The organism is Pseudomonas marginalis, from assembly GCF_001645105.1.
Taxonomy (GTDB): domain Bacteria; phylum Pseudomonadota; class Gammaproteobacteria; order Pseudomonadales; family Pseudomonadaceae; genus Aquipseudomonas; species Aquipseudomonas petroselini.
Map to the genome: position 1 here is coordinate 156,565 of NZ_LKEG01000026.1, position 14,174 is coordinate 170,738.

15 protein-coding genes are annotated in these 14,174 nt (G+C 59.9%); 8 read left to right on the forward strand and 7 right to left on the reverse strand.

Annotated features, from left to right (window positions below; all coding sequences use genetic code 11):
* Positions 1 to 66 precede the first annotated feature (66 nt).
* A complete protein-coding gene (locus tag AO064_RS05700) occupies positions 67 to 936 on the forward strand; it encodes a carboxylate/amino acid/amine transporter (RefSeq protein WP_064052691.1) in 870 nt (289 codons plus the stop codon).
* Here AO064_RS05700 and AO064_RS05705 read toward each other — a convergent pair.
* Positions 933 to 2,231, reverse strand: coding sequence for a mechanosensitive ion channel family protein (locus tag AO064_RS05705; RefSeq protein WP_064052692.1), 1,299 nt, complete (start codon positions 2,229 to 2,231; stop codon positions 933 to 935). The genes AO064_RS05700 and AO064_RS05705 overlap by 4 nt on opposite strands.
* A 193-nt stretch (positions 2,232 to 2,424) precedes the next feature.
* Between AO064_RS05705 and AO064_RS05710 the strand changes: the two genes are divergently transcribed.
* A complete protein-coding gene (locus AO064_RS05710; RefSeq protein WP_043205730.1) occupies positions 2,425 to 3,771 on the forward strand; it encodes a DEAD/DEAH box helicase in 1,347 nt (448 codons plus the stop codon).
* 50 nt (positions 3,772 to 3,821) lie between these two features.
* Here the strand turns inward: AO064_RS05710 and AO064_RS05715 are convergent, their stop codons facing one another.
* Positions 3,822 to 4,097, reverse strand: a complete 276-nt coding sequence (locus AO064_RS05715; protein WP_064052693.1) for a hypothetical protein — start codon at positions 4,095 to 4,097, stop codon at positions 3,822 to 3,824.
* 153 nt (positions 4,098 to 4,250) lie between these two features.
* Here AO064_RS05715 and AO064_RS05720 point away from each other — a divergent pair, with 153 nt between their 5' ends.
* Positions 4,251 to 4,640, forward strand: a complete 390-nt coding sequence (locus tag AO064_RS05720) for a hypothetical protein (RefSeq protein WP_015885270.1) — start codon at positions 4,251 to 4,253, stop codon at positions 4,638 to 4,640.
* Positions 4,641 to 4,688: 48 nt separating this feature from the next.
* On the opposite strand, the gene AO064_RS05725 is transcribed toward AO064_RS05720, so the two are convergent.
* The 3 genes from AO064_RS05725 to AO064_RS05735 all read right to left on the reverse strand — a co-directional run bounded on the left by AO064_RS05725 (position 4,689) and on the right by AO064_RS05735 (position 6,729).
* On the reverse strand, positions 4,689 to 5,555 hold the full coding sequence (locus tag AO064_RS05725; protein ID WP_064052694.1) for a DUF6279 family lipoprotein: 867 nt from the start codon (positions 5,553 to 5,555) through the stop codon (positions 4,689 to 4,691).
* Positions 5,556 to 5,620: 65 nt separating this feature from the next.
* Positions 5,621 to 6,343, reverse strand: coding sequence for a TorF family putative porin (locus AO064_RS05730; protein ID WP_015885268.1), 723 nt, complete (start codon positions 6,341 to 6,343; stop codon positions 5,621 to 5,623).
* 206 nt (positions 6,344 to 6,549) lie between these two features.
* Positions 6,550 to 6,729, reverse strand: a complete 180-nt coding sequence (locus AO064_RS05735) for a hypothetical protein (RefSeq protein ID WP_003193095.1) — start codon at positions 6,727 to 6,729, stop codon at positions 6,550 to 6,552.
* Between the two features lie 324 nt (positions 6,730 to 7,053).
* On the opposite strand from AO064_RS05735, the gene AO064_RS05740 reads away from it, so the two are divergent.
* The 3 genes from AO064_RS05740 (at position 7,054) to AO064_RS05750 (ending at position 9,980) form a co-directional block, all read left to right on the forward strand.
* On the forward strand, positions 7,054 to 7,890 hold the full coding sequence (locus AO064_RS05740) for a CvfB family protein (RefSeq protein WP_015885267.1): 837 nt from the start codon (positions 7,054 to 7,056) through the stop codon (positions 7,888 to 7,890).
* A 51-nt stretch (positions 7,891 to 7,941) separates the two neighbouring features.
* Positions 7,942 to 8,340, forward strand: a complete 399-nt coding sequence (locus tag AO064_RS05745) for a DUF2177 family protein (RefSeq protein WP_064052695.1) — start codon at positions 7,942 to 7,944, stop codon at positions 8,338 to 8,340.
* Positions 8,341 to 8,537: 197 nt separating this feature from the next.
* A complete protein-coding gene (locus tag AO064_RS05750; protein ID WP_064052696.1) occupies positions 8,538 to 9,980 on the forward strand; it encodes an NCS1 family nucleobase:cation symporter-1 in 1,443 nt (480 codons plus the stop codon).
* Here AO064_RS05750 and AO064_RS05755 read toward each other — a convergent pair.
* Entirely contained in the window at positions 9,892 to 11,100 is a 1,209-nt protein-coding gene (locus AO064_RS05755) for an MFS transporter (RefSeq protein WP_064052697.1), read from the reverse strand. The two genes, AO064_RS05750 and AO064_RS05755, sit on opposite strands and share 89 nt — an antisense overlap.
* Before the next feature lie 103 nt (positions 11,101 to 11,203).
* Between AO064_RS05755 and ptrR the strand changes: the two genes are divergently transcribed.
* Positions 11,204 to 12,097 (forward strand): putrescine utilization regulator PtrR, encoded by an 894-nt coding sequence (gene ptrR, locus AO064_RS05760; protein WP_064052698.1) that lies wholly within the window; start codon positions 11,204 to 11,206, stop codon positions 12,095 to 12,097.
* Positions 12,098 to 12,239: 142 nt separating this feature from the next.
* Complete coding sequence (locus AO064_RS31460) at positions 12,240 to 12,362, forward strand: PA1414 family protein (protein WP_003193089.1); 123 nt, start codon at positions 12,240 to 12,242, stop codon at positions 12,360 to 12,362.
* A 415-nt stretch (positions 12,363 to 12,777) separates the two neighbouring features.
* On the opposite strand, the gene AO064_RS05765 is transcribed toward AO064_RS31460, so the two are convergent.
* On the reverse strand, positions 12,778 to 14,160 hold the full coding sequence (locus tag AO064_RS05765; protein WP_064052699.1) for a sodium:solute symporter family protein: 1,383 nt from the start codon (positions 14,158 to 14,160) through the stop codon (positions 12,778 to 12,780).
* Positions 14,161 to 14,174: the final 14 nt, after the last annotated feature.

Below are 14,174 nucleotides of genomic sequence, written 5' to 3' on the forward strand. Positions count from 1 at the left end.
TTTTACCCCGAGTTTCTTCACTCGCCGAAAACCTTTAATGTCCCGCCCATTCGAAATGAGGCGCGCATGGGCTACTTACTGGTTGTCACCCTGATTCAGGCATTTTCCTTCAGCTTGATCGGCGAATACCTCGCCGGTCACGTCGACAGTTACTTCGCGGTGCTGGTGCGTGTGTTGCTGGCCGGTCTGGTGTTTATCCCACTGACCCGCTGGCGCTCGGTAGAACCGGCGTTCATGCGGGGCATGCTGGTGATCGGCGCGCTGCAGTTTGGCGTGACCTACGTGTGCCTGTACCTGAGCTTTCGCGTGCTCACGGTGCCGGAGGTGTTGCTGTTCACCATCCTCACGCCGTTGCACGTGACCCTGATCGAAGACGCCCTGAACCGGCGCTTCAACCCTTGGGCGCTGATCGCCGCGCTGGTCGCGGTGGCGGGCGCGGCGGTGATCCGTTTCGACCAGATCACCCCGCACTTCCTCGGAGGCTTCCTGCTGCTGCAACTGGCCAACTTCACCTATGCCGCCGGGCAAGTGATGTACAAACACTTGGTGGCGCGTCACCCGAGCGACCTGCCGCACTACCGACGCTTCGGTTATTTCTACCTGGGCGCGTTGCTGGTGGTATTGCCGGCATTCCTGCTGTTCGGCAAAGCCAACTTCCTGCCTGAAGCGCCGCTGCAATGGGGTGTGTTGGTGTTCCTCGGGTTGGTCAGCACTGCGCTGGGCATGTACTGGTGGAACAAGGGGGCTTGCCTGGTGCAGGGCGGCACCCTGGCGGTGATGAACAACCTGCATGTGCCGGTGGGGTTGCTGCTGAACCTGCTGATCTGGAACCAGCACGAGCCGTTGGGGCGACTGGCATTGGGTGGGTTGGTGATTCTGGCGGCGGTGTGGATCAGTCGGTTGGGCGTGAAGGCGCCCAACCGCTCCGTGGTTTAGCCAGCGCGACTTTCAGGGGCCGGCAAATGACTGGCCCCCAACACCGCCGGCAACACCGCCGCGCGCAAGTCATTCCCACTCGGCTGCTGATACAAACTCAAGCCAAATTCCGGCAACACCGCGAGCAGGTAATCAAAAATATCCCCCTGGATCCGCTCGTAATCCGCCCACGCCGTGGTGCGGGTAAAGCAGTAGATTTCCAGCGGCACGCCCTGGGCGGTGGTCTGCATCTGGCGCACCATGCAGGTCATGTTCGGCTGGATGTCCGGATGGCTTTTCAGGTAGGCCAGGGCGTAGGCGCGAAAGGTGCCGAGGTTGGTCATGCGGCGGCGGTTGGCCGACAGCTGTGCGCTGTGGCCCTGGGCTTCGTTCCAGGCCTTGAGCTCAGCCTGCTTGCGCCCGATGTAGTCGGTGAGCAGGTGCACCTGGGTCATGCGCAGTTCTTCGTCGTCGCGCAGGAAGCGCACGCCGCTGGCGTCGATAAACAGGCTGCGCTTGATGCGCCGTCCGCCGGAGGCCTGCATGCCGCGCCAGTTCTTGAACGACTCGGACATCAGGCGCCAGGTAGGGATGGAGACGATGGTCTTGTCGAAATTCTGCACCTTGACCGTGTGCAGGGTGATGTCCACGACATCGCCGTCGGCGCCGACCTGGGGCATCTCGATCCAGTCGCCGACCCGCAGCATGTCGTTGCTGGTCAACTGCACGCTGGCGACGAACGACAGCAGCGTGTCCTTGTACACCAACAGGATCACCGCTGACATGGCGCCAAGACCCGACAGCAGCAACAGCGGCGAACGGTCGATCAGGGTGGCGACGATGATGATTGCGCCAAACACGAACAGCACCATCTTCGCCAACTGCACGTAGCCCTTGATCGAGCGGGTGCGGGCGTGTTCGGTGCGGGCGTAGATGTCCAGCAGGGCGCTGAGCAGGGCGCTCATGGCCAGTACCAGGAACAGGATGGTCAGCGCCAAGGCCACGTTGCCGATAAACAGGATGGCGGTCTTGCTCAGGTCCGGCACCAGGTACAGGCCGAATTGGATCACCAGCGAGGGCGTCATCTGTGCCAGGCGATGGAAGACTTTGTTGTGCCGCAGGTCATTGAGCCAATGCAGGGCCGGTTGCCGGCCGAGCAGTTTGATGGCGTGGAGGATGAGGTAACGTGCCACTCGTCCAAGCAATAGAGCCACCACCAACAACACCACAAAACCGAGGCTGGCATGCAGCAGCGGGTGTTCATCGAGGGCGCCCCAGAGGTCTTGGACGTTGAGCCAGAGCTGTTTGATATCCATGGGTGAAACCGATTCTTCTATGGGACAAGACGGGGCGATTAGAGCATTTAAGTGCAACAAAGTTGATGTCATGGACAAATGCCCTGACAAAAAAGCGCCTGAATGACACCGTTCGCGTAAAGAAACTCGGTTTGGACGGCCGAAACCGGTACCCTATGCAGCTGATTTTTTGTATTTCTTCGAGGTAGCACCCGTGTTTTCCCAATTCGCCCTGCACGAACGCCTGCTCAAAGCCGTGGCCGAGCTTAAATTTGTCGAGCCTACGCCGGTGCAAGCAGCGGCCATCCCGCTCGCGCTCGAAGGGCGTGACCTGCGGGTGACGGCTCAAACCGGGAGTGGCAAGACCGCCGCTTTCGTCCTGCCGATTTTGAATCGCCTGATCGGCCCGGCCAAAGTCCGCGTCAGCATCAAGACCCTGATCCTGCTGCCGACCCGCGAGCTGGCCCAGCAGACCTTGAAGGAAGTGGAGCGTTTCTCGCAGTTCACCTTCATCAAGTCCGGCCTGATCACCGGCGGTGAAGACTTCAAGGTGCAGGCCGCCATGCTGCGCAAGGTGCCGGACATCCTGATCGGCACCCCAGGCCGCATGATCGAGCAGCTCAACGCCGGCAACCTCGACCTCAAGGAAGTCGAAGTGCTGGTGCTCGACGAAGCCGACCGCATGCTCGACATGGGGTTTGCCGATGACGTGCAGCGCCTGGTGGCCGAGTGCATCAATCGCCAGCAGACCATGCTGTTCTCCGCCACCACCGGCGGTTCCACCCTGCGCGAGATGGTCGCCAAGGTGCTGAACAACCCTGAGCACCTGCAGGTCAACAACGTCAGCGACCTCAACGCGACCACGCGCCAGCAGATCGTCACGGCTGATCACAATGTGCACAAAGAGCAGATCCTCAACTGGCTGTTGGCCAACGAGACCTATCAGAAAGCCATCGTGTTCACCAATACCCGCGCTGCCGCCGACCGTATCTACGGCCGCCTGGTTGCCCAGGAATACAAGGCGTTCGTGCTGCACGGCGAGAAAGACCAGAAGGACCGCAAGCTGGCCATCGACCGCCTCAAGGCCGGCGGTGTGAAGATCCTCGTGGCCACCGACGTTGCCGCGCGCGGCCTGGACGTGGACGGCCTGGACCTGGTGATCAACTTCGATATGCCACGCAGTGGCGACGAATATGTGCACCGCATCGGCCGTACCGGGCGTGCCGGCAATGATGGCCTGGCGATCTCGCTGATCTGCCATGGCGACTGGAACCTGATGTCGAGCATCGAGCGCTACCTCAAGCAGTCGTTCGAGCGTCGCACCATCAAGGAAGTCAAAGGCACCTACACCGGGCCGAAGAAGGTCAAGGCATCGGGCAAGGCCGTTGGCGTGAAAAAGAAAAAGACCGACGCCAAGGGCGACAAGAAAAAGGCCGGCGCCAAGTCGCCGACCAAACGCAAGATTGCCAACCGGCCGAAGACCGACAACCTGTCGCTCGTCAGCAAGGATGGCATGGCGCCACTCAAGCGCCGCAAGCCGGAAGCGCCGGCTGCTGAATAAGGCTTGAGTGATATGAAAAAACCGGACGTTTGTCCGGTTTTTTTATGCCATCAGCTTTTGGCTTTGGCCGCTGCTTCCTTGAGCTCCTTGAGGCGGGCGTCGATCAACTGGCATTTATCGGGGAACTCAGCGCTTTCGGTATCCAGGTCCATCTTCTGCAGCTCGTCGTTCATCTCCTTGGCCTTGGTCGGGTTCTGTTCGGTCAGCTTGGCCACTTCCTGCGCCAGTTGCTCGCGCTTGGCCGTGGCTTCGTCGGGCGTGCAGGCCCAAGCGGGCAGGGCGGCGGTTAGCGTGGCGACGATGGCCAGGTTCATCAGGGTTTTCATGGGCAGACCTCCTTGGCGGTTATGTGCTGTTGAGGCCGCGAACGTCTGGAAAGTTCAGAGAAATGACGTCCGTCTATTCGGCTGAACGGCCAGTGACGCGGCCTGTCACAACCTTGACGGGCTACTTTCCACCAGCCTGCAGGAGGAATCAGGATGACGACTTACAACTGGGATCTGATCGAACGTCTGCTGCATGAAGTGCAGAACGGCGAGGGCAGCTTCGCCCCGCGCAAATACGCCGAGCAGGAAGCGGCCGAAAAGGCCACGGCGGGCGAGTCCACCGGCAACCTGGATGCGCTGAAGAAGACGGCGGCAGATTATGAAGCGCTGCTGTTCAAGCGTGGCTTTATTGAGTCGCGCCCTGAGGAAGAGGGCGGAAATGGCGAGAATTTCATCCTCACTCCGTTGGGCGCACAACTGTTGGCGCTGATCGACAGTTCGATTCCCGGCAATGATCACCCGCGTCAGGTGCTGGATGAGCAGGCGGACGCGCTGGATCCGGCGACCTTTGCCGAGGTGGCTTCCAAGGCTCAGATTGCCTGATCGGCCACTGTGCTCATCTAATGTGGGCGGGGGCCAGCCCCTCTCACATTAGCTTGCGCTGCCCTTGAGGCATTTCAGTGCCTTGAAGTCGCTGCGTACGCCGTCGATTTTTTGCGTCAGTTTCAGGCGCTGTTGCACGCTGCTTTGCGCCATCAGGTCGACGATCAGGCTGCGTGCCGCCGCTTCCGTCTCGGCGTAGGCGACGCGGTACTCCGGCGTCCACAGGCTTTCCCGGTCCACCAGCAGTTGCTGCATTTTCTGCGGGAAGTCGGCGCTCTGGCGTTGCTTCACGGCGTCGATAAATTGCGCCTGCCAATGCGCGCGGTTACCGATCCATTGCTGGTTTTGCTCACCCAGGCTGATAGACCAGGCCGTGACGCGGTTTTTCTGGCTATCGCTCAGCGGCCCCATCCACGCATCCAGGCGTTTATTCATGCGCTCGGCGCGTTCTTGGATCTGCTTGGCCAGCGGTGGCTTGAGGTACTCGTCCTGGCGCTTGCGCAGGTCCTTGGCCAACGCGTCGTTCATCTCTTTGACCTGTTGATCGTCCAGCCCCTGCAACAACCCGATGGCTGACGGTGTGACCTCGCGGGCGACCTCGGCGATGGCCTCCTTGGCCTCTACGGTGCGCGTCTGCAAGGCCGCGTCGGTAACCTGGTTGTCGTCGACCATCTGCTGCAGGCGGTCCAGCCAGTCCAGGTAGCCCGGCAGTTGTGTGGTGCAATGCCAAGCCAGGTGCTCCTTGAGCTTGTCGTTGAACCAGCTCTTCTGCCCGGCGTTCATGTCCAGGTAGTCGTTGAGGGTCCAGGGAATGATCACGTCCAGGTTGCGATAGGCCAGGCCTACGCGATTGCAGCCGGCGAGCACCAGGCTCAGGGTCAGCAGTACGACGAGTAATTTGAGCCGACGCAGCATGGGCGGGTCCTTCGCAATGTGGGTTATCACATGTGAGCCTGCGCGGGGGGCGACAGTTCAGCCGATTAATAAAACGACCGCGCCGCCTTCAGCGTCAACAGACCATCGCATTGCGAATTGTGTCCGGAATAGGCCGAGCAGTCCCCGCCGCTGAGGCTGGAGTCGCTGTAGATGAGGTTAAGGTCAACGCCCATCCATTCTCGGGAGAATTGCACCGACCAGTCGCTGAAGCTGCGAATGGAGCCGCCGTCCACCGAGACCGGCGTGCCCAACTGATGCGTGGTGTATTTCATGCTGACGCCAATACCGAAAGGCTGGGTGCCACCCAGGTCGGCGAACAGTGTGCTGTCCTGGCGATCCGGATCGTTGCTGAAGGAGGCACCGAAGCGATTACCCAGCAGGTTCAGGCCGCCGTAGAACTCCTGGCTGTCGAGCGGGCTGAGCTTGGGGTAGCTGTAGTGGATCAAGCCGACTTCATAGCCCAGGGTCTGGTCGAAAGGGTGTTTGAAGCCCATGTAGGAATCGACTTCAAGGGTGCTGGCCGAGGACAGGCCCATGTTCGGTGAGAACTGACCGAAATACAGGCCGCTGTCATGACTCAGGTCCAGCCCGCCGTGGAACGAGTCGCTGCCGGGAGACGTCGGCTTGACCAGGCCCTGGGCCATGCTGCGGCTGGGGGTGGTGCCCAATTTCAGGTCGAAGTCGCCCAGTTCACGCTGGAATATTTGCGCTTGGGCAAGGGGGCACGCGACAAGGGCGCTGACCAGAAAAATGCACGGTTTGAGCATGCTTCACTCCATGAAAAGCGAGGAGCAGTGACGAAGGAATCGGGCAGATGCCCGTGCTAGACGTGTGCAAGGATACCGGCGAATGTCGGGAGGTGAGGCCCGTTCGTCGATTAGCGCTAATGGAAAATAGGCAGCGAGGGTATTTCGGGCTCTAGTCCTAGCGCCTTGAAGGCAAGACGCTTAGGGACCAGTGGTGTTGCGCGGTGTTACTTTTTACCCAGGCTGATCTGCTTGGATGGGCCGAAAGTCTGGCCGCTGACGCCCTTGGCAATTTGCTGGATTTCGCCGCCGGACTTGAGGAAAGCAGCAATCTGGCTGTTGATCGATTCGCTGGTTTCAACGGCGGGAGCTGGCTTTGCTTTGCTGTTGGATGCTTTTACACGCATGGCGGCCACTAACCTGTAGAAAATTAACTTGGCCAGGCATCGTACAGGAAATACTTGACAATTGCTTGGTAAATATCCTCGAAGAATAAGTGCAGCGGCTGAAAACAGCCAAGTTTCATCTTTGAAATGAACCCCTAACTTACTGTTTTAATTCGAAACCCTGGTGCTGGCTGCGGTGGGTTGCCTGAGGAAAATCAACCGGATTGATCGGACGAGCGGGGCGATGCCATCGCAAGGCCACGCCAGGCCGTGATTTTTCAGGCGCGCGCGCGTGACGAGCGCAACTCGGGTAGAATGCCGCCCACGCAATGAGGGTATTTGGAAATGGCTTTAGTCGGGCGCTACAACAGCTTGCAAGTGGTTAAACACACTAACTTTGGTTTGTACCTGGACGGTGCGCAAGATGGCGAAATCCTCTTGCCTAATCGGTATATCCCCAAAGATATTCCCAGTGAAGATGAAGACTGGCTAAACGTTTTCATTTATCTGGACAGCGATGACAAACTTATCGCCACGACCGAAAAGCCCAAAGTCCAAGTGGGCGAATTCGCCAGTTTGAAAGTGGTGGAAGTCAACAGCATAGGCGTGTTTCTCGACTGGGGCTTGCCCAAGGATCTGTTGCTGCCGTATTCGGAAGAAAAGCGTCAGATGACCGCTGGCGAATACTGCGTGGTGCACGTTTATCTCGACAAACACACCAAGCGCATCACGGCCACCGCACGCCTGGACCGCTACCTGGACAAGACGCCTGCCAATTACCAGGTGGGCCAGGAGGTCGACCTGCTGGTGGCCGAAGCCACCGACATGGGCTTCAAGGCGATCATCAACAACAAGCATTGGGGCCTGATCCACAAGAATGAAGTGTTCAAGTTCCTGCGCCCGGGCAAGGAAGAAAAAGGCTTTATCAAGGAGATCCGTGCGGATGGCAATATCAGCCTGAGCCTGCAACCGGTTGGCCAGGAAGCAGCCTCGAGCCTGAACTCGAAGATTCTTGCCAAGTTGCGTGAAAACAACGGCACCTTGCCGGTCAGCGACAAGAGCGATCCGGCGGTGATCAGCAACTTGTTCGGCGTGAGCAAGGGTAACTTCAAGAAAGCTATTGGTGCGCTGTATAAGCAGGGCCAGATTGTGATTCACGCGGATCGCATTGAACTAAGCTGAGTACGCTTTGCTCTTCTGTAGGCGCCCGTTGGCGCTTACAGAGGTGCATCAATGACGAAGAAAACATCTTTCGCCTACCTCGGCACGTTGCTGGCTTTCCTGGTCCTCGACGGCCTTTGGCTCGGCGTGCTCATGGGGCCAACCTACAAATCCCTGCTGGGCCCGCTGATGCTGGACCAGCCCCGCCTATTGCCGGCTCTGCTCTTCTACCTCCTCTATGTGTTCGGTTGCGTGGTATTCGTGGTTCTGCCCAGTGCCAGTTGGCAGCGCGCAGCGCGCAGGGGGGCATTGCTTGGGCTGGTCGCTTATGGCACCTACGACCTGAGTAACTGGGCCACGCTGCAGGGCTGGTCAGCCCAGTTAGCGATCATGGACATGGCCTGGGGCACCTTCCTGACTGCCGCGTGCTGCACGGTGGGTCAATGGTGTGCACATCGAGTGCACCGCTGATTGTGTACAGGATTTCGGTGCACCGTTGCTGAGCATCGTCCCATGTCTATACCCATATCAATCCCTTTGGAGCGCCGTGCCAGAGGGATTGCGTTCAATTGGCACGTATTCTGCTGACTCTCTCGTATACAAACCATGCCGCCTTCCGTATGCACACCGCGACGCATGTGCAGGCTGGTATTTCGAGGAGCCCAGCGATGACCGAACAATTGCCCAAAGGCTACAGCCCGCGCCTGTATAACCAGGACCTTGGGCCACTGCCGCAAAAGTGGAACTGGTACAACATCTTCGCCTTCTGGATGAGTGACGTGCACAGCGTCGGCGGTTATGTGTTTGCCGCCAGCCTGTTTGCCTTGGGGCTGGCCAGTTGGCAGGTGTTGATCGCCTTGCTCGCCGGTATCTGCATTGTGCAATTGATCGCTAATCTAGTGGCCAAGCCGAGCCAGCAAGCCGCAGTGCCTTACCCCGTCATTTGTCGGTTGGCGTTTGGGGTGTTCGGCGCGAATATTCCTGCGGTGATTCGCGGCTTGATCGCGGTGGCCTGGTACGGGATTCAGACGTATTTGGCGTCGAGTGCCTTGATCATCGTGGTGCTGCGTTTCTTCCCACAGATGGCCGTGTACGCAGAGCCGCATTTCGCTGGGCTTTCCTATCTTGGTTGGTTTGGTTTCCTCAGCCTGTGGCTGTTGCAAGCGGCGGTGTTCTGGGCGGGCATGGAGTCCATCCGCCGTTTTATCGATTGGGCGGGGCCGGTGGTGTATGCGGTGATGTTTGCCCTGGCCGGCTGGATCGTGTGGAAGGCCGGTTGGTCGAACATCAGCTTTACCTTGGCGGAGAAGTCGCTGTCGGGATGGCAGGCGTTTGGCCAAGTGATCGTGGCGACGGCGCTGGTGGTGTCGTATTTCTCTGGGCCGACCCTGAATTTCGGTGACTTCAGCCGCTACTGCCGCAGTATGAAAGACGTGCGACGCGGCAATTTCTGGGGGCTGCCGGTGAATTTCCTGGCGTTTTCCCTGGTCACCGTCGTGATCGTCTCGGGCACCTTACCGGTGTTTGGTGAAATGCTCCACGACCCGATCGCCACGGTTTCGCGCATCGATAACAACGTGGCGGTATTGCTCGGCGCCTTTGCGTTTGTCACTGCGACCATTGGCATCAATATCGTCGCCAACTTCGTCTCCCCGGCGTTTGACTTCGCCAACGTCGCCCCCAGCAAAATCAGCTGGCGCGCAGGCGGGATGATCGCTGCCGTGGCATCGATCTTCATTACACCGTGGAACCTGTTCAATAACCCGCTGATGATCCACTACACCCTGGATATCCTCGCGGCCTTTATCGGACCGCTGTTCGGGATCCTGTTGGTGGATTTCTACCTGATCAAACAGCAGAAGATCGATGTGGATGCGCTGTTTGATGACAGCCCCAGCGGGCGCTATTACTTCGACGGTGGCGTGAACTGGACAGCGGTCAAAGCGTTGGTGCCCGCGACGCTGTCGGGCGTTGCGATCACCTTCACCCCAGCGTTGCAAGGTATGGCCAACTTCGCCTGGTTTACCGGATGCTTCCTGGGTGGGCTGTTTTTCCTGGTGCTGGCACGGCGTGAACGGGTGCGCGCACCTGCGCCTTTGGTTGCCGGCTGACCAACACCGAACCCGCCATCAGCAAGCCTGCACCGGCGACTACCAGCGCCGGTTGCAGGCCGCCGCTCAGGTGGTTGCTCACCGATGCCAACAACGGGCCGCTCAATTGGCCGATGGCAAAGCTTGCGGTCAGCAGCCCGGTGCTGCGCTGGTAGCCGTGGGGCGCGACGTCCCGCAAACGTGCCATCACGAGTTGCATGCACGCCAGGAACGGCCCCCCGCACAGCAACACCCCCAATGCCAGGCCCCAGCCATTGCCCAGCAAGCAGGCAAACACGCCGGCCGCTTGCAGCCATAGGGTGGTCATCAGCCAGCGGCGAGTCGTGTGCGGATCCTTGCCGCGCAGGGTCGCCACCCCGACGCCCATCGCGGCTGCCAGGCCAAAGCACGGCCAGAACAGATCGGCCTGCCAGGCGCCCTTGAACTGCGCAGTGGCCATCTGCGACAGGAACGTCGCCGGGATGATGTAGCCAAGGCCGAACAACACATAGATCCAGCACAAATGCGCAATGCTGCCGTTGCTGTCCGCGTCCGTAGGGCTGGTAACCGAGGCACTGGCGGCAGAAGGCGTGGGCAGGAACGGCAGAATCGCCAACAACATCACCAGCGCCACCGTGCCGTACACCCACCACAAGGTTGCCGAGCTTTGCCCCAGCAAGTTGGAGCCCAACGCCAGCAACCCGGTCAGCAGGATCCCCAGTCCGGGCCCGGCGAATACCAATGCGCCCACGCGCGGACGCCCGGCGGCAATCGCCAGCGGCTGGCTCAGGCTGGTGATCATCACCAATGCCCAGGCACTCGCGACACCGGTACCAAAGCGCAGCAACAGATGCGGCCAGAAGCCATGAGCCCAATACGACGCCAGGGTCAGCAGCACACACAGCCACAACCCGCCGTACAAGCGCCCACGCACATGCTGATGGCTGCGCGCAAAGATCGAATCCACCGCCCCGACAAAGTAGCCCAGGTAGTTGGCGGCGGCGATCAGGCCAGCGCCGGTCAGGTCGATCTGCCCCTCGCTGAGCAGGTGCGGCATTTGTGGGGTGAGGGCGAAGCGGCCGATGCCCATCGCCATCATCAAGGCGACACCACTGGCAAGTAAGCGAATCAAGGGGGACATGGTCAGGTTTCCTGCGGATAAGCGAGTACCCTCAGGCTAAAGCGCATTGACTTTCTGTAAAATTGAATAATAGTGAGCAACTTGTTCAGTTTTGGAGAAAGGTATGGAGTTCAGTCAATTGCGCATTTTCCAGGCGGTGGCGGAAGAGGGCTCCATTACCCGTGCCGCCGAGCGCCTGCATCGCGTGCCGTCAAACCTGTCGACCCGGCTCAAGCAGATGGAGGAACAGCTCGGTGTGGAGCTGTTCGTGCGCGAGCGCCAACGCCTGCAGCTTTCTCCGGCGGGCAAAGTGTTGCTGGACTACAGCGCCCGTCTGCTGGCCCTGCACGACGAAGCCCACAGCGCCGTGCAGGGTGGGCAACCGGCTGGCGACTTTGTATTAGGCAGCATGTACAGCACGGGCGCCGTTCATTTACCGAAGCTGCTGGCGCGTTACCACAAGGCTTACCCGACGGTGAACCTACAGGTGCAATCGGCGCCGAGCGGCGAGCTGCTCGAAGGCTTGATTACCGGTCGCCTCGATGCTGCCTTTGTGGACGGTCCTATCACCATCGCGTCCCTGGACGGTGTTCCCCTGTGTGAGGAGCGTCTGGTGCTGATCTGCGAGGCCGATCACCCGCCGGTACGCGGGCCGCAAGATGTGGCGGGCCGGTCGGTGTTCACCTTCCGCCGCAGTTGCGCCTACCGCGCGCGGCTGGAAACCTGGTTTTCCCACGAGCACGTGGCCATGGGGCGGGCGATTGAGATCGAGTCCTACCAAGGCATGCTCGCCTGTGTGATCGCCGGGTCCGGGGTGGCGTTGATGTCCGAGTCCATGCTCGACAGCCTGCCAGGCAAGGACAGTGTGTCCGTTCATCCGTTGACAGGGCCTTTTGCCACTGCGACCACCTGGCTGATGTGGCGAAAGGGTATGCTCGGCGCTAACCTCAACGCATGGATCGACCTGCAGCAAGCCGACAGGGCCGAGGCGCTGCACGACGCACGCGCGATTGCTTGAGCGATCCGTCAGGATTTGGATCAATTCAGTAATAGTTCGTTGTGTTTTCGTTCAAGCAATACGTAGGACTTAGGGCTACTATCAATGTAGGAAAAGGCGAAAGAACTTGCGCCTACCAGCATTACCCTCAAAGGGGGCAACCATGAAAGAGAAAATTCAAAACTGGCTCCATGATCTGGGTGTTGCACTGGGCTTGATCGAGCCACCGTTGCAACCCGTGCCGATTCGCACCGATGATGAGCAGCGTCGCCCACGTCGCAGGTAAGCCCTGAAGCGCTCACGCGGCCGAACCGTGCGGGCGCTGTACTATCGGGCGCATCTCTGGCTTTCACTCCGAAGAGCCCGAACGCTGCCGACCCAGTGACGTTGCGCTGGATGAGCGGCAGATAGCGTCCTTTTTCAAACGCGCCGCGCTTATTGATGGTCGCACGCTGCACGATGAGTTTGACTGGGCCCCTTGTTACCTTGAAGGCACGCTGAAATATCAGCAAAAGGCCTGCGTCTGGCGGGTGAGGGCGGGGGCTACCGGGGAAATTGAGTGCCCGGCGACCGAGCAGTATTTTGGCTGCAAGGATTGCGGTGATTTGTTTGAAGGCGCGGCGCAATGGCGACGAATAAAAAACGGGTGCGACATCCGACGTCGCCCCCGCTGAAGAAACCGCTTTAACGTTTGTTGTTGATCAAACGGCGCGGGTCGCCACACCCTCTGGCCGGCGTGACAACACGCTCACCAGCACAAAACTCACCAGCCCAATGGCCAGGCTGTAGTAGATCGGCGTGTTCGCGTCCAACCCATCCTTGAGCATAAACACCAGCGCGGTCACGAATCCCAGGGTCATGGAGGTGATCGCCCCCGCCGTGGTCGCGCGTTTCCAGAAGATCGCGCCAATCAGTGGGATCAACATACCGCCCACCAGCAGGTTGTAGGCCAGCGTCAGTGCGCTGATCACATCGCTCACCACCAGCGCAATCCCCAGCACGGCGATGCCGGTCAGCATCGTAAACAGGCGGTTGACGGCCAGGCTCGACTGTTTGCCGCCACGCAAACGCGGCAACAGGTCTTCAGTCAGCACGGTGGAGGCGGCGAGCAGGCCGGCACTGGCGGTGGACATCATCGCTGCGAGGGCGGCGGCAATCACCAGGCCACGAATGCCGTCTGGCAGCGAGGCTTTCACGATAGCGGCAAACGCGTTGTTGACGTTATCCAGGTCTGGGATCAGCACGTGTGCCGCCATGCCGATCAACGCACAGGCCAGGCCGTAGAGGATGCAGTAGAAACCGGCGAAAGTGCCTGCGTACTTGGCGACCTTTTCGTCACGGGCGGTGAACACGCGCTGCCAGATATCCTGGCCGATCAGGATGCCGAAGAAGTAGATCATGAAGTAGGTGATGATCGTGTCCCAGCCGATCGCGGTGAAGCTGAAGCTCGACGCGGGCAGCTTGGCCACCAGCTCATCCCAGCCGCCGACGCGGTACAGGCAGATCGGCAGCAGGATAAACATCAGGCCGACGGTCTTGATCACAAACTGCACGATATCGGTGAGGGTCAGCGACCACATGCCGCCGATGGTCGAGTACACCACCACCACACCACCGCCGAGCAGCACCGAGATCCAGAACGGCAGGCCGAACAGCACTTGCAGCACGGTGCCGATGGCCAGGATCGAGGTCACGCCGATCATCAGCGCGTAGGCCAGCATGATCACCGCACTGGCCTGGCGGGCCATGGGGTTGTAGCGTTTTTCGAGGACCTGGGTCACGGTGAAGATCTTCAGCTTCAACAGCGGCTTGGCCAGGAACAGATTGAGCGCAATGATGCCCATGCCCAGCGCGGCACACAGCCAGAAGCCGGAGATGCCATGCACGTAGCCCAGGCGCACGGTGCCGACGGTAGAGGCACCGCCCAATACCGTGGCGGCCATGGTGCCCATGTAGAGCGACGGGCCCAGGTTGCGTCCGGCCACCAAGTAGTCTTCGTGGGTCTTGGCGCGGCGCATGCCGTAATAGCCGAGCACGAGCATGCCGGCGGCGTAGATGAGTACGACGAATAAATCCAAAGCCATGACGGCGGTTCTCC